This window comes from Streptomyces sp. NPDC037083, assembly GCF_055606485.1.
On sequence record NZ_JBVJSQ010000003.1, the window covers coordinates 179,062 to 203,600 of the forward strand.

At 71.3% G+C, this 24,539-nt stretch carries 20 protein-coding genes and 1 pseudogene; 12 read left to right on the plus strand and 9 right to left on the minus strand.

Features of this window, described 5'->3' with window-relative positions; genetic code table 11:
• The first annotated feature begins 359 nt into the window (after positions 1–359).
• A complete protein-coding gene (locus tag ACZ7DE_RS09425) occupies positions 360–2,414 on the plus strand; it encodes an alpha-L-fucosidase (protein WP_470759151.1) in 2,055 nt (684 codons plus the stop codon).
• Between the two features lie 104 nt (positions 2,415–2,518).
• Here ACZ7DE_RS09425 and rpmF read toward each other — a convergent pair whose 3' ends face one another.
• Positions 2,519–2,689, minus strand: coding sequence for a 50S ribosomal protein L32 (gene rpmF / locus ACZ7DE_RS09430; RefSeq protein ID WP_470759152.1), 171 nt, complete (start codon positions 2,687–2,689; stop codon positions 2,519–2,521).
• Positions 2,690–2,795: 106 nt separating this feature from the next.
• Between rpmF and ACZ7DE_RS09435 the strand changes: the two genes are divergently transcribed.
• Positions 2,796–3,287: a phosphatase domain-containing protein gene (locus ACZ7DE_RS09435; protein ID WP_470759153.1), complete on the plus strand. Its 492-nt coding sequence runs from the start codon at positions 2,796–2,798 to the stop codon at positions 3,285–3,287.
• A 198-nt stretch (positions 3,288–3,485) separates the two neighbouring features.
• Here ACZ7DE_RS09435 and ACZ7DE_RS09440 read toward each other — a convergent pair whose 3' ends face one another.
• Positions 3,486–3,701 carry a dodecin gene (locus ACZ7DE_RS09440; protein ID WP_470759154.1) on the minus strand — a complete coding sequence of 72 codons (216 nt, stop codon included), beginning with the start codon at positions 3,699–3,701 and terminating at the stop codon, positions 3,486–3,488.
• Between the two features lie 260 nt (positions 3,702–3,961).
• On the opposite strand from ACZ7DE_RS09440, the gene ACZ7DE_RS09445 reads away from it, so the two are divergent.
• The 3 genes from ACZ7DE_RS09445 (at position 3,962) to ACZ7DE_RS09455 (ending at position 7,353) form a co-directional block, all read left to right on the plus strand.
• On the plus strand, positions 3,962–5,434 hold the full coding sequence (locus tag ACZ7DE_RS09445) for a sugar transferase (RefSeq protein ID WP_470759155.1): 1,473 nt from the start codon (positions 3,962–3,964) through the stop codon (positions 5,432–5,434).
• 159 nt (positions 5,435–5,593) lie between these two features.
• Entirely contained in the window at positions 5,594–6,229 is a 636-nt protein-coding gene (locus ACZ7DE_RS09450; protein WP_470759156.1) for a DapH/DapD/GlmU-related protein, read from the plus strand.
• Positions 6,226–7,353 carry a glycosyltransferase gene (locus ACZ7DE_RS09455; RefSeq protein ID WP_470759157.1) on the plus strand — a complete coding sequence of 376 codons (1,128 nt, stop codon included), beginning with the start codon at positions 6,226–6,228 and terminating at the stop codon, positions 7,351–7,353. The genes ACZ7DE_RS09450 and ACZ7DE_RS09455 overlap by 4 nt, the downstream gene beginning before the upstream one ends.
• Positions 7,354–7,424: 71 nt before the next feature.
• On the opposite strand, the gene ACZ7DE_RS09460 is transcribed toward ACZ7DE_RS09455, so the two are convergent.
• Both ACZ7DE_RS09460 and ACZ7DE_RS09465 read right to left on the minus strand, forming a co-directional pair.
• Positions 7,425–8,624, minus strand: a complete 1,200-nt coding sequence (locus ACZ7DE_RS09460; protein ID WP_470759158.1) for a glycosyltransferase family 4 protein — start codon at positions 8,622–8,624, stop codon at positions 7,425–7,427.
• Positions 8,625–8,655: 31 nt separating this feature from the next.
• Complete coding sequence (locus ACZ7DE_RS09465; protein WP_470759159.1) at positions 8,656–9,636, minus strand: NAD-dependent epimerase/dehydratase family protein; 981 nt, start codon at positions 9,634–9,636, stop codon at positions 8,656–8,658.
• A 230-nt stretch (positions 9,637–9,866) separates the two neighbouring features.
• Here ACZ7DE_RS09465 and ACZ7DE_RS09470 point away from each other — a divergent pair, with 230 nt between their 5' ends.
• The 5 genes and pseudogenes from ACZ7DE_RS09470 to ACZ7DE_RS09490 form a co-directional block, all read left to right on the plus strand.
• Positions 9,867–11,378, plus strand: coding sequence for a hypothetical protein (locus ACZ7DE_RS09470; RefSeq protein WP_470759160.1), 1,512 nt, complete (start codon positions 9,867–9,869; stop codon positions 11,376–11,378).
• Entirely contained in the window at positions 11,375–12,943 is a 1,569-nt protein-coding gene (locus ACZ7DE_RS09475) for a YveK family protein (protein ID WP_470759161.1), read from the plus strand. Before ACZ7DE_RS09470 ends, ACZ7DE_RS09475 begins: the two co-directional genes overlap by 4 nt.
• An 80-nt stretch (positions 12,944–13,023) precedes the next feature.
• A complete protein-coding gene (locus ACZ7DE_RS09480) occupies positions 13,024–14,475 on the plus strand; it encodes an oligosaccharide flippase family protein (RefSeq protein ID WP_470759162.1) in 1,452 nt (483 codons plus the stop codon).
• 115 nt (positions 14,476–14,590) lie between these two features.
• Entirely contained in the window at positions 14,591–16,138 is a 1,548-nt protein-coding gene (locus ACZ7DE_RS09485; protein ID WP_470759163.1) for a fibronectin type III domain-containing protein, read from the plus strand.
• Positions 16,135–16,557, plus strand: a pseudogene (locus ACZ7DE_RS09490) (FAD synthase family protein); the annotation flags it as partial. The gene ACZ7DE_RS09485 and the pseudogene ACZ7DE_RS09490, both read left to right, overlap by 4 nt.
• A 15-nt stretch (positions 16,558–16,572) precedes the next feature.
• Here ACZ7DE_RS09490 and ACZ7DE_RS09495 read toward each other — a convergent pair.
• Complete coding sequence (locus ACZ7DE_RS09495; RefSeq protein ID WP_470759164.1) at positions 16,573–17,274, minus strand: CDP-alcohol phosphatidyltransferase family protein; 702 nt, start codon at positions 17,272–17,274, stop codon at positions 16,573–16,575.
• Between the two features lie 62 nt (positions 17,275–17,336).
• Here ACZ7DE_RS09495 and ACZ7DE_RS09500 point away from each other — a divergent pair, with 62 nt between their 5' ends.
• Positions 17,337–18,773: a glycosyl hydrolase family 28-related protein gene (locus ACZ7DE_RS09500; RefSeq protein WP_470759165.1), complete on the plus strand. Its 1,437-nt coding sequence runs from the start codon at positions 17,337–17,339 to the stop codon at positions 18,771–18,773.
• A 39-nt stretch (positions 18,774–18,812) separates the two neighbouring features.
• Here ACZ7DE_RS09500 and egtD read toward each other — a convergent pair whose 3' ends face one another.
• Genes egtD through egtA form a run of 4 tightly spaced genes read right to left on the minus strand, consistent with a single transcriptional unit; the run spans position 18,813 to position 23,216 of the window.
• Complete coding sequence (egtD, locus tag ACZ7DE_RS09505; RefSeq protein WP_470759166.1) at positions 18,813–19,778, minus strand: L-histidine N(alpha)-methyltransferase; 966 nt, start codon at positions 19,776–19,778, stop codon at positions 18,813–18,815.
• A complete protein-coding gene (egtC, locus tag ACZ7DE_RS09510; protein WP_470759167.1) occupies positions 19,775–20,566 on the minus strand; it encodes an ergothioneine biosynthesis protein EgtC in 792 nt (263 codons plus the stop codon). The genes egtD and egtC overlap by 4 nt, the downstream gene beginning before the upstream one ends.
• Positions 20,566–21,918, minus strand: coding sequence for an ergothioneine biosynthesis protein EgtB (egtB, locus tag ACZ7DE_RS09515; RefSeq protein WP_470759168.1), 1,353 nt, complete (start codon positions 21,916–21,918; stop codon positions 20,566–20,568). The genes egtC and egtB overlap by 1 nt, the downstream gene beginning before the upstream one ends.
• Entirely contained in the window at positions 21,915–23,216 is a 1,302-nt protein-coding gene (gene egtA / locus ACZ7DE_RS09520) for an ergothioneine biosynthesis glutamate--cysteine ligase EgtA (protein WP_470759169.1), read from the minus strand. Before egtA ends, egtB begins: the two co-directional genes overlap by 4 nt.
• 373 nt (positions 23,217–23,589) lie before the next feature.
• Here egtA and ACZ7DE_RS09525 point away from each other — a divergent pair, with 373 nt between their 5' ends.
• Positions 23,590–24,471 (plus strand): TIGR02452 family protein, encoded by an 882-nt coding sequence (locus tag ACZ7DE_RS09525; RefSeq protein ID WP_470759170.1) that lies wholly within the window; start codon positions 23,590–23,592, stop codon positions 24,469–24,471.
• The last annotated feature ends 68 nt before the right edge of the window (positions 24,472–24,539 follow it).

Genomic DNA, 24,539 nt, shown 5'->3' on the forward strand with positions numbered 1-24,539 from the left:
GACACCTCGCGACCTGAGCCATGCAGCCCGGGCGTCGGGCGTCGGCCGCCGGGCGCCGGGGGCCGTGCGTCGGGCGCTGTGCGCTGGGCTCTGATCGGGAAGACTTTCGTCAATAGATCCGATGTATCGAGTTGCAGTCGACGTTGCATGAGTGGTCGTTCGGGCTCGGCGCACCTCGTGAGCCTCCCACTTTTCTCCGAACTTTGGGTCAATCTCGTCTCAGCTGTAGACGCGGCCCTCGTCGTTCTCCTATAAATCCATCCGATGTCTTCTGTAGGGTGACGCGGAGCACGGCCCGCCATGCCGGCGTTCCGCTCCCAGCGCCCTGTCATCCCTCCCTTGACACATGGAGCCGCACCATGTCCTCTGCCTCCCTCAGCAGACGCTCTCTGATGAAGGCCGCCGCCCTTGCCGGAGGAGTGGCCGCCCTCGGACTGCCGCAGGCTTTGTGGCCCTCCGTCGCCGAGGCGTACACCGTCCCCTCGAAGATGGACTGGTGGTACCAGGCCCGGTTCGGGATGTTCATCCACTTCGGGTCGTACTCCCAGCTCGGCCAGGGCGAGTGGGCGTTCACCACCCAGCAGTGGAGCAAGGCGAACTACCAGACCCAGGTCACCCAGAACTTCAACCCGACCCAGTTCAACGCCGCCCAGATCGCCGAGCTGGCCAAGAACGCCGGCATGAAGTACCTCGTGATCACCGCCAAGCACCACGAGGGCTACGCGATGTGGGACTCCAACGTCCCCGGCTTCACCGACACCACCGGCACCAAGCTGTACAACCTGCACGACTACAAGGGCTTCCAGGCCGACCCGCTCATGCAGCTCAAGACCGAATGCGAGAGCCGCGGGGTCAAGTTCTGCCTGTACTACTCGATCCTCGACTGGAACCACCCTTCCCAGACGGACCGCCACGACAACGGCCTCACGACGATGTCGTCGCAGGCCGCCCGCACGGGCTACATCGCCGACATGAAGGCGCAGCTCCAGGAACTGCTGGACCGCTACGACCCGGCACTGCTGTGGTTCGACGGCGACTGGTTCAACGAGCCGTCCAGCGCCACCCTGCAGGACTGGTGGCTGGAGTCGGACGGCGTCGACCTCTACAACTGGCTGATCGCCCGCAAGCCCAACCTCATCGTCAACGAGCGGGTCAAGCGGGGCCACCGTCTCGGCGACTACGACGTCGCGGAGTTCGGGATACCCGCAGAGCCGATGGGCCGGCAGTGGGAGCGGTGCGTCACCATGAACGACGCCTGGGGTTACAACGCGTCGAAGGAGAACTCCTACCGATCCGTCAAGGACATCCTCCAGGAGCTCGTCACGGTGGTGTCGCGGGACGGCAACCTCCTGCTGAACATCGGCCCCAAGGGCGACGGCTCGGTCACCGCAGGTTCCCAGACCGTCCTGAACGGCCTGGCCTCGTGGATGGCGACGCACAGCGACAGCATTCACGGCACCAGCGGAAGCCCGTTCCTCAGCGAACCCGCATGGGGGAAGGTCACCAAGAAGAACGGCAAGCTCTTCGCGCACGTCTTCACCTGGCCCACGAACGGCCAGCTCCAGATCCCGGCGGTCGACAACGCGATCAGCCGCGTCTATCTGTTGAACAACCCCTCGGTCTCGCTCTCGTACACCGTCACCGACCAGATCAACGTCACCGTGCCGGCCACCGCGCCGAACGCCGACCTCTCCGTGGTGTGCGTCGAGGTCCAGGGCATGCCCAAGAGGGTCTCGCCGACGGTTTTCCAGAACGTCGGCTACCAAGGCACCCGCGCCGCTCTGGCGCTGGGCGGCTACACCTCCTCGCAGCTGTCCGCCGCCGGTCTGGGGCCCGCCCAGGCCTCCTCCATCCTGGTGCCCAACGGCTACCAGGTGACGGGCTACTCCGGCGACAACTTCACCGGCACCGCCTGGACGTTCACCTCGAACGCCGCCGACCTTCGGACGACCGGCAACAACGACGCCATCGCCTCGCTGAAGGTGACGTTCAACCCGGCCACGTACTTCCGCCTGGGCAACGCCACGAGCGGCCTGACGCTGGACAGCGGCGGCAGTTTCAGCAGCGGCTCGAACCTGAAGCAGTGGGAGCCGGTGGACAGCGCCAATGTCCAGTGGCAGGCGATCGAACTCGGCAACGGCTATTACCGGCTCGTCAACCGCACCAACGGCCTGGTCGCCGACGGCTGGGGCGCCACCAACAACGGCGATCCGGCCCGGCAGGGCCCCTGGAACGGCGGCCCCAACCAGCAGTGGCAGATCACCGACCGCGGCAACGGCCAGTACTCGATCGCCAACCGCAGCACGGGACTGGTCCTCGACGGCGGCGGCATGGTCCCCGCAGGGTCCGTGACCAAGCAGTGGACGTGGACGCAGAGCACCAACCTGATGTGGACGTTCAAGCCGGTCGGCTGACGGGCGAGCCCCTGTGGCATGCCGGCAGTCTTCGTCAGCGGGCGCCCGCCGGCCGGTGGGCGCCCGCTGACGGTAGGGGTGCCGAATCCATCGGGCAGGCCCGTTCAGCCCTCGGGACGCAGCAGGCCGCGTTCGTAGGCCCGCACCAGGTGCTGGGGCACCAGGTGCCGGGTGCCGTCGACGGTGACCGGCACGAGTGACGGCGTGCTCGCCTTCCACTGGGCACGGCGGTGCCGGGTGTTGCTGCGGGACGTCTTCCGCTTGGGGACGGCCATGGGAACCTCCTCGGTCGGCTCGGGGGAGCTGCCAGGAAGCTATATGAAAATGGATCCCATTAGCAATTGGGGTGAGGGGTGCGGTCGGCTGCATAGGGTGGGTGTCGTGAGCGACAGCAGCAGACGGCCCCTGGCCGTGTTCGATCTGGACAACACCCTGGCCGACACGGCCCACCGGCAGCGGTTCCTGGAGCGCAAGCCGCGCGACTGGGGCGCGTTCTTCGCGGCCGCGCCGCAGGACCCGCCGATCCCCGAGGGCGTGGCGCTGGCGCTGGCGAGCGCCGAAGAGTGCGAGGTCGTCTACCTCACCGGCCGACCCGAGCGCTGCCGGCGGGACACGCTGGCCTGGCTGGCCGCGCAGGGGCTGCCGGAAGGGCGCGTCCACATGCGGCGCAACGACGACCGCAGGCCCGCCCGGCGCACCAAGCTGGAGATCCTGGGACGGCTCGCCCGCGACCGGGAGGTGCGCGTCCTCGTGGATGACGACGAGCTGGTGTGCGACGACGCCGAACGCGCCGGTTTCACCGTCGTGAGGGCTCGTTGGGCCGCTCCGTCCGGCGCGCTGAAGCAGGCCCAGGAGGGGGAGGGCCGTACCTGAGGCCCCGGCCCACCTGGGGCCCCTGGCCGACCCGGGGCCCCCGGCCCACCTGAGACCGCTCCACCGAGGCCGCCCCACCTGAGGCCCGACCGCACCCGAGGCCCTGCCGTGCGGGCGGTCTCGGCCGTCGGGGCGGTTTCGGCCGTGCGGGCGGTTTCGGCCGTGCGGGCGGTTTCGGCCGTGCGGGCTTTCCTGCCGTCAGGCCGACTCGTCCAGGCGGAAGCCGACCTTCAGGCCCACCTGCCAGTGCGCGATCTCGCCGTTCTCGATCTGGCCGCGCACCTGGGTCACCTCGAACCAGTCCAGGTTGCGCAAGGTCTGCGAGGCGCGGGCGAGGCCGTTGCGAACGGCCTGGTCGACGCCGTCCGGCGAAGTGCCGACGATCTCCGTGACCCGGTAGGTGTGGTTCGACATCGGGGTGCTCCTCTCGACCGTGACGGCGTCGTCACATGTGCCACGCGTCACTCCACCGTGCCCCAAGCCGGGGCGGAGCGCGAGGCGTCGGTCCCCCTTCCCCTGTTCGTGGCTCTTCCGGCCGGACCACACACGGAGAGGGGTCAAAGTCCTATTTTGGTACCCATCTGATGATATAAGGATCACTTCAAGGGTGTGGTCACGCGTCGGCGGTCCAACGGCTGCGCCCGCGAACTGCGATTGGGGGTTTGAAGGAGACCATGCGGCTGTTCAGAATCCCGATGTCCCGACAGGCGCCGATCCCCGTGGCGCGTCATCCGATCCATCGTCAGCGAACGGGGGCGCTCTGGTATCGCCCGTTCTCGGTATGCGTGGACTTCCTCGCCGCGGCCCTGCCGGTCGCGGCGGCGATCGTGGAGGTCCATGAGCCCCACCCGTTGCGCCTGGCGGCCGTCGCGGCCCTGCTGTGGCCGCTGATCGGCGTGGGAAGCAAGCGGTACACCCCCCTGGCCTGGGGCGACGGGGCCGGTCTCCGGGCGGTGATACGGGACTGGCTGGTCCTGGTCGGCACCCTGGCGACGCTCCGTGTGGTCTGCGGACTCGACAGCGTCCCCGCCGAGGCCTTCACGGCGCTGATTCCGGCGCTCGTCCTCACGGCGGTGTGCCAGATGATGATCCACCGTCATCTGCTGGCCGCCCGCCGCGACGCCCGCGCCCTGCGCCACGTGCTGGTCGTCGGCGAGGCCTCGGCGCTCGACGCCGTGGTCGAGCAACTCGCCCAGCGCACCGACCACGAGTACGTCATCGTCGGCGCCTGTCCGGTGGGCGAGGGCGAGGTGCGCTCCGGGGTCCCGGTGTGCGTACGGCTGTCCTGCGAGACGCCCGAGGCGCCCGAGACGGACGCGGCGGCCGTGCTGGGAGCGGCCGACGAACTCGCGGCCGACCTGGTGTTCGTGGCGCCGGGCCCCTACATGTCCGGCGAGCGGATGCGCCGGCTGTCCTGGGCGCTGTACGACTGCGGCCGCTCCCTCATGGTGCTGCCCGGCATCACCGATGTGGCCCGCCGAAGGGTGCGGCTGACCTCGGCGGCCGGCCTCACCCTGCTGCACATCGCACCGCCCCTGCAGCGCGGGGCGCACACGCTGACCAAGGCCGTCGTCGACCGGGTGGGCGCGCTCGTGCTGATCGTCCTGCTCTCGCCGGTCCTGCTCCTGCTGGCGCTGGCCGTCCTGCTCGGCTCACCCGGCCCGGTCCTCTACCGCCAGACCAGGATGGGCCGGAACGCGGAGCCGTTCCCCATGTGGAAGTTCCGCACGATGGTGGTCGGCGCGGACCGGCTCAAGAGCGGGCTGCAGGCGGAGAACGAGAACGACGGGCACATGTTCAAGATGCGCCGGGATCCGCGGGTCACCCCGGTGGGGCGCATCCTGCGCCGTTACTCGCTCGACGAACTGCCCCAGCTGTTCAACATCCTCTTCGGTCACATGTCCCTGGTCGGCCCCCGCCCGCCCCTGCCCGAGGAGGTCGTCAACTACAACGGGATCGAGATGCGCCGGCTCCACGTGAAACCGGGCCTGACCGGGTTGTGGCAGGTCAGTGGACGGTCGGACCTGTCCTGGCGCGAAACGGTCGCGCTCGACCTGCGCTATGTCGACAACTGGTCGCTGTCCGGGGACATGAGCGTCATGGCCCGCACCGTTCGCGCGGTGCTGGACGGCCAGGGCGCCTACTGAGGACGGCAGGCCCACGGAGGACGGGTGTGACCCCTCGGGGTCACATCCTCCATCCGGGCCAGTCTGCCGACAACACGCAGTGATCGCAGGTGATCCGCCCCCGAGGGCGTGAAGGATCCCGGACGTGGACGTCTTGGGCCCCCGGGAAGGGACACCGTCATGGCACAGAGCACAACCGCACCGACCTCATCCGTACGGACGCCGGCCGTACAGCCCCCGCCCGCACGAAGATCCCTGCGCGGCTTCACCGGCGCCGGATACGACAAGGGGCGCCCCCTGCTCGTCCAGGCCGCCTGGTTCGCCGCTCTCCACCTGCTGTTCGTCAAGTGGTGGTTCCCGGCACGCCTGCGGCCGGCGCTGCTGCGCGCCTTCGGCGCCCGCATCGGACAGCGGGTGCTGATCCGGCGCGGGGTGCGGGTCCACTGGCCCTGGAAACTCGACGTCGGCGACGACGTCTGGATCGGCGAGGACGCCTGGATCCTCAACCTCGAACCGGTCACGATCGGCAGCGACTCCTGCGTCTCGCAGAGCGCACTTCTGTGCACGGGCAGCCATCGCCGCCGTTCCGCCACGTTCGAGTTCGACAACGGCCCCATCCGGCTGGAGCCGGGGAGCTGGGTCGCCGCCCGCGCGGTCGTGCTGCGCGGTGTCACGGTCGGCCGGGACGCCGTGGTGGGCGCCGGCGCCGTCGCGCACCAGGACCTCGCACCGGGTTCGGTCCTCACCACGGGCGGCCGGCCGGCGACGGCCCCGTCCGCGTCCGCCTCCGCCTCCGCGAGGGGAGTCACGGCATGAGACTGGTCCATGTGGTCACGCTCGTCAGCGACGACGGGGCCTTCGGCGGTCCGACGAGTGTGGCTCTCGCCCAGCTCGAGGAGTGCGCCGCACGAGGTCACGACGTGACGCTGGTGTCGCTGTGGCGGGGCAGGGAACGGGCCGCGCGACGCATCGGCGCCGTGCGTTTCGTCTCCCGTCCGGCGCGGCGTTTCGTCCCGGGCCGGGGATGCCTCGGACTCATGAACCCGCGGCTGCTGGCGGATCTGTGGCGGGCCATGGGGCGCGCCGACACCGCTCACCTGCATGCGGGACGCGACCTCGTCTCCCTCGCCGGACTCGTCGTCGCCCGGCTGCGCGGCACCGAGTTCGTCACGCAGACCCACGGCATGGTCGAGCCCCGCACGGGTGTCGTGGCGCGCGTCTTCGACGCCGTGTACGTGCCTCTGCTGCGCCGGGCGCGCTGCTGTTTCGTGCTCACCGAGCGGGAGCGGCGGGCCCTGACCGAGGTGCTGGGCCCCGACGGCCCCCCGCTGGTGTCCCTGCCCAACGGTCTGCGCACGTCCGCCGAGAGGGCGGGCACGCGCTCGCGCGACGAACACGAGGTGATCTTCCTCGCCCGGCTGCACCCGCGCAAAAGGCCCGAGGCGTTCGTCGAGATGGCCGCCCTGGTCCACAAGGAGATCCCCGAGGCGCGCTTCACGCTCTACGGCGCGGACGAAGGGTCCCTGCCCGCGGTGAACCGGCTCGTCGCCGACCGTGGCGTGGGCGAGTGGGTCTCCTACGGTGGCGCGCTGGAGCACTCCGCGGCGCTGGAGGCCTACCGCAAGGCCGCCGTGTACGTTCTGCCGAGCGTGGACGAGCCGTTCCCCATGACGGTCCTGGAGGCCCTGGCCGAGGGAACCCCGGTCGTGTGCACGGACAGCAGCGGCATCGCGGCCGAACTGGCCCGCAGACAGGCCGCACTGGTCACCGACGGCAGTCCGGAGGCCCTGGCCGACGCGGTGGCCCGGCTGCTCGTCGACGAAGACCTGCGCCGCCGGCTGGCCGACGCCGGCCGGCGCGCGATCGACGAGGTCTTCTCCATCCGCGCTGTCGTGGACCAGCTCGAGGACGTCTACCGGAACGGACCGGGACAGGTGTGACATGAGCGCGCGGCCGCCGGCCGCCCCGGATCCGCCCCGGCAAGGGGGGACCGGGGCGGCCGGCGGCCCGTTCAGCGTGCCGGCGTCCGGCTCACCGTGCGGAGGATGTCCTCGAAGCGCGAGGCGCAGTCCTCCAGGGCGAACTCCCGCTCGGCCAGGGCGCGGCTCTCCTTGCCCAGGGCCTCGGCGCGCGCGGGGTCGGCCAGGATCTCCTGGACCCAGGCGCCGGCGTCGTCGAGCGAGGACTCCTGCGGCGGGAAGACCGCCGAGCCCGCCTGACGGAGCAGTTGCGCGGCCAGGTTGTCCTCGGGCATCAGACCGAGGACGGGACGCCCGGCGCACAGATACGACAGCGTCTTGGACGGGACCGAGAACTGCCCGGCGTCCGCCGCGAGGAGAACGACGAGGAGATCGCCCGTGCCCAGCACCTCGGGCAGCCGCTCGTAGGGCTGGAAGGGCAGCAGGGTCAGCTCGACGCCGGCGGCGGCCGCCGCCTCCCTCAGGACGGGCACGGCCGGACCGTCGTTGACGACGACGAGCCTGACCGGTGCTCCCCGGTCACGCAGTCGCTCGGCCAGCCGCACCAGCAGGACCGGGTTGTGCTTGAGGCCCAGCGTGCCGGAGTACAGCACCGTCCGTTCACCGGTCAGCCGGTGCTCGTCCGACCAGGCGTTGTCCCGCGCCACCGGGACGATCTCGTCCAGCGGGGCCCAGTTGGGAATGACGGTGACCTTGTCGGCGGTGCCCCACTGCCGGTGGATCCGCACGAAGGAATCGGCGATCACCACGATGGCCGAAGCCCGGCGCGCGGACCACTTCTCGCCCGCCTCGAAGACCTTGGCCGCGATACCCATCGCCTTCGCGACGCCCTCGGCGGCGAAGCTCTTCAGCGCGACCGCGGTCACGTCCTGGTGCCACAGCACCCAGGGGATGCGCAGCCGCCGAAGCGCGGCGGCCGCCACGACCAGCGTCGGGATGGGCATGTTGGACAGCATCACCACCTCGGGCTTCTCCTGCCGCACCTGCCGGGCCAGTTCGAAGCCCAGCGCCGTCTCCTGACGGAGCCGGTGGAAGTACGCCTCCTTCCTGAGCGCGGTGCCGTCCCCGATGGTGACGAAGCGGAGTCCGGGGGTGTCTCCCGCGAGGTTGCCCTTGCCGGAGACGTAGGCGGTGCACGTCGAGTGAACGACGTCGTGACCACGGCGGGCCAGTTCCCGGCTCAACTGGGCCTGGAACGGATGCCCGCTGTAGTCGTGGACCAGGATCCTCATCTGCTCTCCCTGTCCCGGTGCTCGATCGGGCTCACTGGTGGGAGCGCTTGACCTGGTCGTAGACCCACGCGTAGGTCTTCTCCAGGCCGTCGACCAGGGGGATCGACGGTTCCCAGCCGTGGATCTCCCGGATCAGGGTGTTGTCGGAGTTGCGCCCGCGCACTCCCTGCGGGGCGTCGAGCAGATGGGTGCGCTCGCAGCGGACGCCGGCGATCTTCTCGACGATGTCGACGAGCTGGTTGATGGTCACCAGCTCCGACGACCCGAGGTTGACCGGGACGCCGCTGTCGCCGCGCATGATCATCTGGGAGCCGTGCAGGCAGTCGTCGATGTACATGAACGAACGGCTCTGCAGCCCGTCGCCCCAGATCTCGATCCGGTGGTCGCCGGAGAGGACCGCCTCGGCCACCTTCCGGCACACCGCGGCCGGCGCCTTCTCCCGGCCGCCGGTCCACGTGCCGTGCGGGCCGTACACGTTGTGGTACCGGGCGACACGGGTGACGAACCCGTAGTCCTCGGTGTAGTGGCGGCACATGCGCTCGGAGAAGAGCTTCTCCCAGCCGTAGCCGTCCTCCGGCTGCGCCGGATAGGCGTCCTGCTCCTTGAGCGCGGTGACGTTCGGGTCCGTCTGCCTGTCGGCGGCGTACACGCAGGCGGAGGAGGAGTAGAAGTAGCGCTCCACACCGGCCTCGTGCGCCGCCTGCAGCATGTGGGTGCTGGTGAGCACCGACATCATGCAGGCGGCCTTGTTGTTCTCGATGAAGCCCATGCCGCCCATGTCGGCGGCGAGCATGTACACCTGACGGGCGTCCTGGACGCCGGCGCGGGCGCTGTCCAGGAGTGAGAGGTCGGCGATCACGTTCTCGGCGTCGGGGTGGACCTGGTACCACTCGTGACGGGGCTTGACGTCGATGGAGCGGACGGTCAGCCCCTGGGCAAGGAGGTCGCCCACGAGATGACCACCGATGAATCCCCCGCCTCCGGCGACGACGACGTCGACCTGCTTGCTCATGGCACAACTCCTCTGGGAATCCGGAGATCTGATGTGCGGTCAGTGAGACCTGCGCCGACAAGCAATGCATATTTGTCATGATTTAGGACAAAAGGCGCGCCGTTCGGTTCCGGGTGTCACCCGATGGCTTCGTCACGAGATCGACCCACAAGGATTTAGTGTGTTGAACCTGATGATTTGTGCGCGTCAGCTCTGATTCAGCAGATATGAGCGCTATATATCCTTCGGTGATGTTTCAGCCTAAATACCCGCTCGGCAGAGAGGTCGGGATGCAGGACGCCCGCTTCCGCAGTGTGGCCGGGGTCTTCCTATGGGCCGTGGCGCTGACCGTCCTGCTGCCGGGGCTGATCCTCCAGTCGCGCGGCGTGCACGTGTCGGCCGCACTCGCTGTGCAGGGCGCCGTCGTGGTCCACGCCGGGATCGCCCTCGCCCGTGTGCTCACCGCTCCCACGCTGCGGTTCGTCGCGCTCGGATTCTGGGTCTTCTCCTACATCTGGCTCGGTCTGGCGCCCCTGGCCATGCTCGCCGTCGACACGTACCCGTGGCCCTACCGCACCGGTGAGGGGACCGCGCTCGCGGCGGCGGCGGTCATCGAGCTCGGGCTCCTCGCCTACAGTGCCGGCACGGCCCTCGCCGCCCGACGGGAGCAGGCCCGCGCGGCCACCGCCCCGCCGGGACTCCTGGAACGCCTGCTGTCCCGCCGTCTCGCCCCCTGGCGCCTGCTGGCGCTGTGTGGGCTCGCCCTCGCCCTCGCGGTGCTGGTGATCTCCGGCCAACCCGGACGGCTGGGCGCGTACTTCACCAGTCGTCAGGCCATCATGGAGACCGGCGGCGAGGACGCGACCCTGCGGTCCCTGGTCACCTGGTCGCTGTCCGTGCCCGCGTTCTGGGCCCTGCTGGGCCTGCTGCGCGTACGGCTCCTGCCCGGCGGCGACCGATGGCTGCGCGGCGTCCGCTGGCTGCTCCTGCCGGTGCTCGTCGCCCTCAACGTCGTCGTCAACAACCCCATCAGCAAGCCCAGGTTCTGGGCCGGAATGGTCCTGCTGACCCTGCTGGCCTCGATCCCCGTGCTGTGCCGGCCCCGCGCCTTCCGCCTCATGGCGGCCGGCCTCGTCGCGGCGCTCCTGGTGGTCTTCCCCTACAGCGACTACTTCCGCTACAGCGACCGGGAGGACGTCGCCGTCGTCTCCCTCACCGACCAGTTCACCGGCAACGGCGACTTCGACGCCTTCCAGCAACTGCAGACCGGCCTCGACTACGCCCAGGACAACGGCTTCTCCCCCCAGGGCGTGCTCGGTCCTCCCCTGTTCATGGTGCCGCGCTCGATGTGGCCGGAGAAGCCCGAGGACACCGGCATCACCCTGGCCCGGTTCGCCGGATACGACTTCCACAACCTCTCCGCGCCCCTGTGGATCGAGAGCTACCTGTGGGCGGGCCCCTTCGCGGTGGTCCTCGTGTTCTGTCTGCTGGGCGCGGCCGGACGACGGGCGGACGACGTCTGCCACCGGCTGCGCGAAAGTCCGGGCACCCTCGCGACGCTCCTGGTCCCGGCCTTCGCCTTCTACCAGATGGTCTTCCTGCGCGGCAGCCTGCTCGCCATCGCGGGCCCGCTGACACTCCTGGTGGCCGTCCCGCTGCTGATCAGCACCCCCACCGCCCGGGCATCCCGGTTCCCCGCAACGGCCATGCCGACCGCACCCACCCGTCACGCATCGATTCCCGGAACAGGAGGGCACCCGTGACCGGACCCATCCACATCGACGACCGGTACGACGAGCCGGACCAACTACGCGACCAACTGCGCCGGCTCCTGCGCCACCGCGTCCTCATCGCCCTAGGGATCCTCCTGGGACTGCTGGGCGGGTTGGCCCTCGCCCTGCAGCGCGCCCACACCTACAGCGCCGTCAGCGAAGTCCTCGTGCGCTCCACCGCCGACCCGTTCGGCGCGGTGGGCGTCAGCGCCGACAACCAGGTCAGCATGACCACGGAGCGGCAGATCGCCGGCAGCGCGGCCGTCGCCCTGCGCACGGCGCGCCTCATGGGGCGGCCCGACCGGCAGGCCGCCGCGCTCGGGGACCAGGTGCGGGTCACCAACCCGCAGAAGTCCCAGGTGCTCCGCTTCGAGTTCACCGCCGGCAGTCCCAAGCGCGCGGCGCACGGCGCCAACGCGTTCGCCGAGGCCTATCTCGCCGACCGCAAGAGCCGTAACCAGGCCACGGTGCAGCGGGCCGCCCACGCCCTCGAAGAGCAGATCACCGTGCTCAACCAGCAGCTGGCGGGCGGTCAGCTGGCCGCCAAGACCGCCGCGCAGAACCAGCTCTACACCCTGCAGAAGCGCGTCCTGGACATCCGGTCCCGCGACACCGACGCCGGCGACGTCGTCCGCAGGGCGGTGGCCCCCACCCTGCCCGTGGGACCGGGCCTGCGGACCCTGCTCGCCATCGGGCTGGCCCTCGGTCTCCTGCTCGGCATCGTGCTGGCCTGGGTGCGCTCCTCGCTGGACACCCGCATCCGGTCGGTCGCCGAGGCGCAGGCCGCCGTGGGCGCGCCGGTCCTCGGCATCCTGCCGAAGGAACGCGGCGCCGGCGACGATCTGCTGAGGGTCGGCCGCAGCGAGGGCGTGCGCGCCGAGGCCTACCGGGCACTCGCCTTCCGCCTGCGGCGGATCGCCGCCCCCGCCGGTCTCGGCAAGATCCTCGTCGTGGCTCCCCGGCACGCCGCCGCCGCGGAGGAGGTCGCCGCCAACCTGGCCGCTGCCCTCGCCGACGACGGGGGAGAGGTGCTGCTCGTGGACGCCGCCCCCGACACCTCCGACCTCGTCGCCCGCATGCCGCTGATGCCCTACGAAGCCCCCACCCTGGAGGAGGCGTTCCTCCCGGCCGGGAGCGTCCTCGTCGACGCCGACATCACCGGCCGGCTGGCCTTCTGCTCGAGCGGCGCCACCGGGGCGCACGCCCGGGCGACCCACCGGGCGCTGCCCGACGGCGACTCCTCCACCGTCGTCGTCACGGGACCCTTCATCGGCAACGCGGACGCGCTGGTGGTCGCCCAGCGGGTCGACGGCATCGTCGTCGTCGCCGACCTGGGCGACTCCCGGCGCGACGACCTCCGCCAGGTGAAGGACCTGATCGGCTGCGCCGGCGGACGCCTGCTGGGGGCCGTGCTCGACGCCGGACGCCCGCGGCCGCGTCTCACCCTGCGCCGCGTGCTGGGCCGTCGTCCCAAGTACGTTCCCGCATCGTACGGCGACCCGACGGGCATGGAACTTCCCCTGCAGGACGGCAGCCTCACGGTCTCGCCCCGGTGACGGCGCCCCGAGCGACCGCCCCGCCCCGCGCCGGAGTCCCGAGCGGGGTGGCCGCGGCCGCGCGGGGCGGATGGTGGGGCATGGCGGGCTCCGTCACGAACGCGGTCTTCTCGTTCCTCCTCGTCGGACTGATCACACGGGCCGTCGGAGCGGACGGGGCGGGAGCGATCTTCACGGGCGTCGCCCTGTTCACCATCGTGAGCAGCGCCTGCAAGCTCGGGGCCGACACCGGGCTCGTCCGCTTCGTGCCGCGCGACCTCGCCGTCGACGGCGGCCGAGCGGTCGACGCGCTGCTGCGGGGGGCCGTGCTGCCGGCGGCCCTGGCCGGCGTCGCGGCCGCGACGCCGCTGCTGCTCTTCCCCGCCGTGGCCACCAGGCTGCTGCCCCAACTGCCGCCCGCGGACGCCGTCGCCCTGGTGCGGCTCTTCGGGCTGTTCCTGCCCGCCGCCACCGTGGGCGCGGTCCTGCTCGGCGCCACCCGGGGATTCGGCACGGTGGTCCCGTTCGTCGGCGTGGAACAGATCGGCAAACCGGTGCTGCGGGTGCTGATCGCGGTCCCCGTGGCCTGGTACGTGCCCGGAGTGCTCGCGCTGGCCTCGGCCTGGCTGCTGCCCGCTCTCGCGGGCTCCGTCGCCGCGTGGTTCGCCCTGCGGCGCTGCCGGGCCGGGCACCGCGTCGCCCGTTCCCCGGGGCGCACGCCCGTGCCCTGGCGGACCTTCTGGGGCTTCGCCGCACCCCGCGCCGTCTCCTCCGTGTTCGACATCGGCGCGGTCTGGGTCGGCGTCATCATGCTGTCGGTGCTGGCCACGGCCGGTGAGGCGGGGGTGTACACGGCCGTCGCCCGCGTCGTCACCGCGGGGACCCTCGTCCAGCTCGCGGTCCGGCTCGCCGTCGCACCGGAGATCAGCCGTCTGCTCGCCGTCGACGAGGCCGCCGAGGCCCAGGGCCTGCACCGTGTGTCGACCTGCTGGATCGTGCTCTTCTCCTGGCCGCTGTTCGTCCTCGTGGCCGCCTTCCCGCGGACCGTTCTGTCCGTCTTCGGGCCGGAGTTCGTCGAGGGCGCGCCCGCCCTGGTGGTGCTGTGCGTCGCCTCGATGGTCAACGTCGCGGTCGGCAACGCCCAGACCGTGCTCCTCATGTCCGGCAAGAGCTCCTGGCATCTGGGGATCACCACGGCGGCGTTCGCCGTGCAGCTGACCGTCGGCGTGCTGGCGATCCCGGCCTGGGGCGTGGTGGGCGCAGCCGTGTCCTGGGGGGCGGCCATCGTCGTGGAGAACCTCGCGGCGGCCGTGCTCATCCGGCTGCGGCTCGGCTTCAGGACGGTGGACCGCGGCTACCGCAGCGCCCTGGGCGCCGGACTGCTCGCCTCGGTGGCGGCGACTGCCGTTCATACGAAGCTGGGTGACACTCCGTCAGGACTCGCCGCGGGAATGGCTTTGGGGACTTGTGTATTTACGATTAGTTTGTGGCGATATCGGACGTCGCTGAGCGTGGGCGAGCTGGTCGGAGTACTGCGTCGCCGCGCTGCCTGAAGACCGAGGCGGCGTCCCCTCCCTCGTACCACTCCACCACTGCAATCCGGGGTTTCCCTTGCGCCTGAGAAAGCTTCGTACGAAACCGGTCACGACGGCTGCCGTCGCAGCCTTCGTGTGCACCACCGCCCTGCTCGACGCCTCCCACGCCGCGGCAGCCGGCCGTGATCCCGGGACGCTCGCCGCCGACGCGCTGGCCACCTGGCAGACGGACGGCATCGTCTGGTCGCTCGCCGCCGCGAACGGTGTCGTCTACGTCGGCGGGACCTTCGACTCGATCCGCCCGCCCGGCGCCGCGCGCGGCCAGGGCCAGGTGGCACGCCACAACTTCGCCGCCTTCGACGCCGCCACCGGCAAGCTGCTGCCGTGCGCCCCGTCGTTCACCGGTCTGAGCCACACCGTGCGGGCGATGAAGGCGTCGCCCGACGGCCGGGTGCTGTACGTCGGCGGTTCCTTCAACCGTGCCGGAACCGCCCCGGTGGCCAACCTCGCCGCCGTCGACACCGCCGGCTGCTCCGTACGCAAGGAGTTCCGTCCGGCGGTGTCCGCCCCGGTCCGGGCGATCGAGGCGACGGGCGGCGCGGTGTACCTGGGGGGTGACTTCGTCCGGGTGGACGGCCAGGTCAGGAAACGTATCGCGGCAGTCGCCCCCAAGGGCTCCCTGCTGCCGTTCAAGGCGGACATCGACCAGCCGGTGCGTGCCCTGTCGGCCGCGCCCTCGCACGGAAGGCTCTTCGTCGGAGGCGACTTCGAGTCGGTCAACGGACGGCCGGCGCGCTCGCTGGTCGCCCTGAACCCCGTCAGCGGTGCGACGGTGCTCTCCTACCCGGGCTGGTTCCCGTCCCAGTCGTCGGTGAAGACGATCGCGCGCGACGACAGCCGCTTCTTCGTGGGCGCCGAGGGCCATGGGCCGGGCATCTACGACGGCCGGATCGCGGGCCGGCTCGCCAACGGCACCATGGTGTGGAAGGACACCTGCTTCGGCGCCACCCAGGCCGTGGTGCCCTTCAAGGGAGTCCTCTACAGCGCGTCGCACGCGCACAACTGCAACGAGACGCCCGGCGGATTCCCCGAGCGCGGAGACCGTCAGCATCTCCTGGCGCAGTCCGTCACGGACCGGAAGATTCTGCACTGGTTCCCCGACACCGACGGCGGACTGGGCGAGGAGGTGGGCCCCCGCGCCCTGGTGGTGTCGAAGGGAGTCCTGTGGGTGGGCGGTGAGTTCACCAAGGTCAACGAGCAGTCGCAGCAGGGACTCACCCGCTTCGGCAGCCGCGACACCGGAGCCCCGAAGGCGCCCGCTCTCTCCCTGTCGTCCGCCACGGCCGGCAAGGTCACCCTCGCCTGGCGCGCCACCTGGGACCGGGACGACGCGTCGCTGACATACAGGATCTACCGGGACGGCAAGCTGGTGGCACGCCAGACCGAGCGCTCCACGTACTGGGACCTTCCGAAGATGACCTACACCGACTCGGTGAGCCCCGGCAGTCGGCACAGTTACACCATCGAGGTGACGGACGGAACGAACACCTCCGCGAAGTCCCGCCCGCTGAGCGTGACCGTCCCGAAGAAGGTCACACCGAGAGCGGTGAACGAGGAGACGACCGCGCCGTCGAACGCCACGGAGCCCGTCACGGAGCCCGTCACGGGTGAGGCGCGATGACACGCATCGGGTTCGCGCCGGGGGTCTACGACCTGTTCCACATCGGACACCTCAACATCCTGCGAGAAGCCCGCCGGCACTGCGACCGGCTCGTCGCGGGGGTGACCTCCGACGCCCTGGTCAAGCACCTCAAGGGCAAGCCTCCGGTCGTTCCGCTCGCCGAGCGTCTCGACATCGTCCGCAGTGTGCGGTTCGTGGACGATGCCGTGGTGGAGTGGGACGTCGACAAGCTGAAGACGTGGGCGCGGGTCAACTTCAACGTCATCTTCAAGGGCGACGACTGGAAGGGAACGCCCAAGTGGGAGGAGTTCGAGCGCCGCTTCGCACGGGTCGGCGTCGAGGTCGTCTACTTCCCGTACACCATGCACACCTCCAGCACCCTGCTGCGCGGAGCCCTGGAACTGCTCTCCGCGCAACCGTCGCCGGAGATCCCCTCAGCTCAGCTCCCGGTACCACTTCACGAGGAAGGCGGCCATGAACAGCACGTGGGCCACCAGCAGCGTGCAGTACACCGCGAGGAAGAGGTCCTGGCTCCCCAGGAATAGGAAGCTGAGGCAGGTCAGACCGTAGTCGACCGGCAGCAGCAGCACGGACCGCAGGGCCGGGGGCGGCCCGGCCGGGGCTTCGCCCGGTGTCAGCCGTTTGAGCTTCTCCGTCAGGATCCCTGCGAAGAAGATCACCACGGCCGCGAGCTGGAAGAGCATCGGCGCCAGCAGAAGGACCGGGCTGGGCAGGGCGAAGAACCGGTAGAACGCCACCAGCACCACCAGGTGGAGGGTGACGATCTTGACGCAGTCCAGGACATGGTCGAGCCACTCACCCGTCGGACTCCCCGAGCGCTGACCTCGCGCCAGCTGACCGTCCGCCGCGTCCAGGGCGAACCCCACCGCCAGGGACGCGGCGACGCAGACCGGCATCGCCGGTCCGGGCGGCACCAGGGCCACCGCGGCCAGTGCCGGAAAGGTGAACACGGCCCCGAGGACGGTCAGCTGATTCGGTGTCGCCCCCATCCGGTAGGCCAGCGCGGCCAGGAGGCGGCCGGCCGGACGGTTGACGAACCGGGTGTAGAGCGATGCCCCCTTCGGCGGCTTCTGCGCCGCCGACAACTGCCTGAGTACCTCGGCAAACTCGGTCATTTGCTCCCTTAAACCAGAAAACCGCTGGAAAGAAGGCAATTATGGCAGAACGGGAAGGCGGGATGTCTCGTGTCAGCCGTCGGCAACTTCTGCGTGGCGGACTGACGGTGCTGGGCGCGACGGCCCTCACCGGCCACAGCGCGTCCGCCGCCGCAGGACCTGGAGGCGGCCTCGTGGGACCGGCCGCCGTCGACGCACGCCGGGACCGCTTCTCCGCGGACCTGCGGTCGCGGGTGATCAGTGTGGCCGGCCTCGGAGCGGTGGGCGACGGACAGGTCGACGACACCGCGGCCTTCGAGCTCGCCTACTCGCTCGCGGCCGCCCGGGTCATGCGCGGGGTCGGGCGCACGGTCATCGAGATCCCCGCCGGCGAGTACCTCATCACCCGTCCCCACGCGCTGCTGAACGGCGCCCCTCCGCTCCGGTCGGTCAACGGACTGCGCTTTTCCGGCGCGGGCAAGCGCATGACCACGCTGGTCTTCCGCCCCGCCGAGGGCCCGGGCTCCTTCCTGTGCCGCAACGAGGACGTCTGGTCCAACGTGTCCTTCGAGCGCATGCAGTTCCGCTCGGCCACGCCGGGCGCCTCCTTCTTCAGCTCGTACTCCACCGGGCAGGCCCAGGACTACCGGTTCTCCGAGTGCGAGTGGATGGGGGAGTGGGAGTACGGGCTCGCCCTGGACGGCACGGACACCAACTCCGAGATGCGGTGGGACGCCTGCCGGGTCGGCGGCAGCTACCGCCGGGCCTTTCTGTACTCGGGGGTCACCGGGCGCAGGCAGGAACCCAACGAGCAGGACCAGTTCCTCAACTACTGGTTCACCGACATGAAGGTCGAGTACGAGTGGGGGAACTTCCTCGAGTTCCCCTACGGCGGATCCATCGCCTGTCGCGGCGGCTCCTACATCGTCACCGGCACACGCCCGCAGAGCACCGAGGAGTACGGCACCAGCAGTACCTTCTTCCGCTTCCCGGTCGCCCAGCACCACGACTCGGTGCAGCGGTTCCACGCCCAGGACATCCGGTTCGAGGTGCGCAACCCGGACGTGCGGATCATCGACTGCGAGTGGAAGAGCGGCACGGTCCACTTCAGCGACTGCGACGACACCGGCGTCGCCTTCAAGGACTTCGCCTCCGACGTCCGTCCGCACCGCTACACGGTGGGGCCGAGGGGACCGCTCATCCGCTACGACTCCTGCCAGTTGGTGGGCCGGCACGAGTACCGGACGGCCGGTCAGGAGGAGTCCCTGCCGACCGTCGTCCGCTACGACATGTGTCTGCTGCGCAGCCACGAGACGGGCGCCTTCGTGGTGGCCCAGGGCGTCGACCGACGTGATTTCGTCAGCTTCGTCGACTGTCTGGACACCCCCGCCGCCGACGGCACCCCCGCGCCGGCCGTCCCCGACGGTGCGGCGACGACCCCGAGCACACCGCTCGCGGATCAGGCCGCGCCGCCCGTTCCGGACCCGTCTCCTCCCGCCTCGGCGGCGGCCGGCAGATGACGGGCCGGAGGGCGTGCGCTTCCGGTGCTCAGCGCGCGGTCATGGGCGCACCACGCTCAGCGACAGCGCGAACCGCGCCGCCCGGTCGGTCCACCAGTGCGTCAACTCCATCCCGACGGCGGCCAGTTCCGCGCGTACTCCCTCCTCCCGGAACTTCGCCGACACCTCGGTGCGCAACTCCTCGCCGGCCGCGAACTCGACGGCGAGGTCGAGCGCGGGCACCTTCACGGTCTGCGCCCTCCGGGAGCGCAGTCGCATCTCGATCCATTCGTTGTGCGGGTCCCACAGCGCGACGTGGTCGAAGGCGGCGGGATCGAAGTCGGCGTCCAGCTCACGGTTGACCACGGCCAGGACGTTCTTGTTGAACAGGGCCGTCACCCCGGCCGCGTCGTCGTACGCCGGCACCAGCACCCGCTCGTCCTTGACGAGGTCGGTGCCCAGCAGCAGGGCGTCGCCCGGCGCGAGCAGCGCGCGCACGGAGGCCAGGAACACCGCGCGCTCGGCCGGCGGCAGATTGCCGATCGTGCCGCCGAGGAAGGCGAGCAGGCGCGGGCCCGGGGTGTCGGGCAGCGTCAGGCGCGCGGTGAAGTCGGCGATCAGGGCATGGACGTTCAGCCCGGGCCGTTCGGCGATCAGGGCCTGCCCGGCCTGGGTGAGCGCGCTCTCGCTGACGTCGACGGGCACATAGGTGTCCAGGCCGGTCAGCGCGTCGATCAGGTGGCGGGTCTTCTCCGAGGAGCCCGAACCGAGTTCGACGAGCGTGCGGGCGCCGGCCGCCGCGGCGATCTCGTCGGCGCGGTCCACGAGGATCTCGCGCTCGGCGCGCGTCGGGTAGTACTCGGGCAGTTCGGTGATCCGCTCGAACAGCTCGCTGCCGTGCGCGTCGTAGAACCACTTGGGCGGCAGCGACTTGGGATTCGCGGTGAGGCCGCGGCGGACGTCGTCGCGCAGGGCGGCGTCCGTGGCGTCCTCGGGGAGGGTGCGGGTGATCTGGAACGGGCTCACGTGCCGGTCTCCTCGGGTGGTGCGGATGCCGCGTCCGGGCTCGGGTCCTTGAGCGGGGTGAGCAGGACGTCGGCGCGGCTCGCCACGAGCAGGGTGCGGTCCGGGACCTCCTGCCAGTGCGGATCGTCGTCGTACGGTTCGGACGCCACGACCGTGCCCCGGCCGGGCTCCGCCCGATACCAGAGGGTGTCGCCCCAGGCGGTCGCGGCGATGGTCGCGCCGTCGGTGAGGAGCAGGTTGAGGCGGGAGGCGGGGGCCGCGTCGGCGACCTCCAGGACGGTGTCCGCCAGCGCCTGACCCCCGGTGTCCCCGGCGCGCAGCCGGGCCAGCACCAGCGCCCACACGAACGCCGAGTCGTTGCGGGCCTCCATCGACAGCAGTTCGGCGGCGGGCAGCGCGCCCACCAGCGGCTCCAGCGAGCCCGGCCAGCCGACGACCGCCCCGTTGTGGCTGAACAGCCAGGTCCCGGACGCGTACGGCGCCGCGGCGGCCTCCGCGTCGGCCCCCGCCAGGGTGGCGTCCCGGACGGCGGCCAGCAGCGCCCGGCTGCGCACGACCCGCGCCAGGTCCGCGAAGGACAGGTCCGCCCAGATGGGCCCGGCCCGGCGGTAGCGGGCCGGCACCGGGTCGCCGTCGGCGTACCAGCCCACCCCGAAGCCGTCGGCGTTGACGGTTCCGTACCGCTGCCGCCGGGGCGCCCACGACTGGCGGTACAGGGCGTGCGGGGGCTCCACGAGGATCCGTCCGAGCGGCTGTTCGGGCCCCAGGTAGGCGAGATGACGGCACATCAGACGGTCTCCGAACGGGCCGTGCGGAACCCGGAGAAGATCTGCCGCCGGATCGGGTAGTCCCAGTTGCGGAACGTGCCCCGGCAGGCCACCGGGTCGACCGCGAACGAGCCGCCGCGCAGCACCTTGTACTCGGGGCCGAAGAACACCTCCGAGTACTCCTTGTACGGAAACGCCCGGAACCCGGGGTACGGCAGGAAGTCGCTCGACGTCCACTCCCAGACATCGCCGATCAACTGCCTTACTCCGAGCGGGGATTCACCGGCCGGGTAGCTGCCCGCCGGGGCCGGGCGCAAGTGGCGCTGGCCCAGGTTGGCGTGCTCGGGCGCGGGATCGGCGTCGCCCCACGGGTAACGCGTCGACCCGCCGGTCGCCGGGTCGAAGCGGGCGGCCTTCTCCCACTCGGCCTCGGTGGGCAGCCGGCGTCCCGCCCAGCGGGCGTAGGCGTCGGCCTCGTACCAGCACACGTGCAGCACCGGCTCCTCGGGCGGCACGACCTCGGTGACCCCGAAGCGGCGGCGCAGCCACTGCCCGCCGTCGCGGCGCCAGAACAGCGGCGCGTGGATGCCGTGCCTGCGGATGTGCGCCCAGCCCTCCCGCGTCCACCAGCGTTCCTCGTCGTAGCCGCCGTCCTCGATGAACGCCCGGTAGGCGGCGTTCGTCACCGGGGTCGTGTCGATGTGGAAGGGCGCCACCTCGCGCCGGTGGGCGGGGCGCTCGTTGTCCAGCGCCCAGGGTTCGCCGGAGGTGCCCATGGTGAACGGCCCGCCGGGCACCAGGACTTCGGCCGGGCCGGTGAACAGCGGCACCGGATCGGGGTCGGGGGCGGTCAGGGCCGCCGGGCCCGTGCGGAGCTGATGGGTGATCAGCATGGTCTCGTCGTGCTGCTGTTCGTGCTGCGCGATCATCCCGAAGGCGAAGCCGGCCTCCGTCAGACGGGTGCCGTGGAAGTCGGCCGACTCCAGCACGTCCAGCACCCGGCCGCGCACCTCGGCCGCGTACCGGCGGGCCTCGGCGGGCGGGAGCAGCGGCAGCGACGGCCGCTCGGCGCGCGAGTGCTCGAAGGCGTCGTACAGGCCGTCGATCTCGGGGCGGATCGCCTCCCGGCCGGCCACCGCGCGCAGCAGCCACAACTCCTCCTGGTTGCCGATGTGCGCGAGGTCCCACACCAGCGGCGACATCAGCGGGGAGTGCTGTGCGGTCAGGTCGGGCTCCTCGACGCAGCTCGTCAGCAGCGTGGTGCGCTCGCGGGCCGTGGTCAGCGAGGCGAGCACACGGGTGCGGAGGGTCTCCGCGTCCGGGGCCGGCTCGGCGCTCGGCGCGGGCTCGGTGTCCAGGGCGGGCTCGGTCATGAGCGGAAGTCCTTCCCGTACGCGCGGGTGTCCGTGCCGCGCAGGCGGTCGAGCTGGTCGTCGGCGGGCGTGCGGCCCCTGAGGACGTAGCGGTCCAGGTAGTCCGCCACGGCCGCCACGACGTCGTCGTCGGCGCCGAGGCGTGGCAGGGCGCGCAGAGCCGTGGCGAAACAGGCGACGGCGGTCTCGTGCAGCTCGGGGTCGGCCAGCCCGTACCGGGCCGCGTCGATCCACAGCGGATTGTGCGGCGCCGGCAGCGGCTGGGCCCGCTCGGCGAGCGGTTTCACCGTGCGGTAGGCGATCTCGGCGGCCTCCGGATCCTCGAACAGCGCCGCCGTCACGGCGAGCGGGACGATCCAGCCGTCGTCGCCGGGCTGCGCGTCGATCATGCGCAGCTCCAGGTGGCCGCGCGGTCTGACCGGCGGGAACAGGGTGGTGAGGTGGTAGTCGAGGTCCTCCCGCGTCGGGGCCCCCGTCCGGGTCCACTCCCGGAAGGTGAGCCTGTCGGGCACGTCCCAGGCGCCGCGCTCGCGCCTGACGCACATCACCGGCGCGTCCAGTACGTGCCGGGCCCAGGCGGCGCGCGGATCGCCGTCCAGGGCGGGCCCGCCCGCGCGTCCGGCGCCGATCTCCATCCACAGCAGCTGCCGGGTGGAGCGCCAGCCGGTGGGGGCGCCGCCGAGCATCGGGGAGTTCGCGAAGGCCGCCACCAGCACCGCGCCCAGCGTGTGCGAGAGCCACCAGCGCCGCCCGAACCCCAGCGGGCCCGGCTCCTCGTGTCCGGCGTCGAGGCAGACCTGCACGGAGGCCGAGGTGCACATCATGGCGCGGCCGGACGGGCCGGTGCGGTCGAGGCAGGCCTCCATGGCGTCGTAGCGGGGCTCGTGCAGGAACCTGTGTGGGCTGCGCCAGGGGTCCGTGCCGAGGCCGGCGAGGGCCAGGCCGTGCTCGCTCAGGACCGTGCGGACGGCGGCGAGGTCGGCGGAGACCGTGCCCACGCACTCCATCAGGGAGGCGGCCGGCGGCGAGCTCAGCTCCAGCTGACCGCCGGGTTCGACGGTGAGGGGGGAGCTCAGCGGCACGGTGCGCAGTGCGGCGTAAGCGGTTTCAAGCCGTTCAGGTGTGACGGGGACCTGCGGTGAGCGCAGCTCGTGAACGAGCCATTCCACCTCGACCCCGACGGTGCGGGGCGGGCCGGTCTTGAAACAGATTCCCCTGACCAGCGCCTCCACCTCGGCTTCGGTGAGGGCGGTACGGGGCTCTGCTCCGTCGGTACAGTCGCTGACCGAGTCGGACATGTCGGGATCCTCCTGAGATTCCACCATGCCACCGGTCCGGCCTCGGTGCGGCCGGACCGGCATAGCTCGTTCCACCCAAGACCCTCGATCCGATCCGCACAAGGGTGCACAACGGCACTTTCAGGACCGTGGATCTCGCATTCCGTGTCGATTCCCTGCCGTTTCACTGTCGGTTTCCCGGCGGCTCCGCGCCGACGGGAAACTGTTTCCCGGTCGTTCCCGGCGTACGCGTCAGGGGTTCCCGGCACCGGGAAACTCTGTTGCACGCGATGTCCAGGATCACCCACGATGCGTGCGTGAGCACGACGGGGGAGACGGGCGGGGCACGAGAGCCCGCGGGGCAGGCGTTCATGGAGTCCACGGGGGTGGCGCCATGAGCGCCCGGCTGCGCGGGATCGCCCGGGAGACGGAGGAGATCGTCGCGGCGGGCCGCTACCTCGCCTCCGACGGACGTGAGGTGGCCCTCGCCGCGGCGGTCGAGGAGGCCCGGGCGGGTACGCGCATGCTGGGACCGGGACCGGTCGAGCCACCGGAGGGGTCGGTCGTTGACTCGGCGGCGCAGCCCTTCGGTGGCACGCTCGTCGAGGTCACCGGCGAGAGCAGCCTGGAGGCGGCCCGGCGGCTGGTCGGCGCCGGCCCGGTCGCCGTCCTCAACTTCGCCTCCGCCCGCAACCCCGGCGGCGGCTACCTCAACGGCGCCCAGGCGCAGGAGGAGGCCCTGTGCCGGGCCTCCGCGCTGTACACCTGCCTGCTCGCGGCCCGACAGTTCTACGACCACCACCGCGCCCACCGCGACCCGTTCTACACGGACCGCGTCATCCACTCACCGGGCGTGCCCGTCTTCCGGGACGACCGGGGCCGTCTGCTGGACGAGCCGTACCGGGTGGGCTTTCTGACGGCCGCCGCCCCCAACGCGGGCGTGGTGCTGCGCACGGCGCCGGAGCGCGCGTCCGAGTTGCCGCGCGCGCTGGCCGTACGGGCCGAGCGGGTCCTGGAGACGGCCGCCGCGCACGGCTACCGGCGTCTGGTGCTGGGCGCCTGGGGCTGCGGGGTGTTCCGCAACGATCCCGCGCAGGTGGCGGGTGCGTTTCGGACGCTGCTGGAGAGGGGTGGACGGTTCGGGGAGACCTTCGGGCACGTGGTGTTCGGCGTCCTGGACCGGACGCCCGGCACGGCGGTTCTGGGAGCCTTCGAGGAGGTATTCGAAAAGACTTCCGGGCGCCCGCCCGGTTCGGGAAGCACACGGGACCGGTAGAGCTTGCGGGCCAGTAGGGCCCGCGCGACCTGCGGAGCCCGAGGGACCTGCGGGGCCCACGGGGTCGC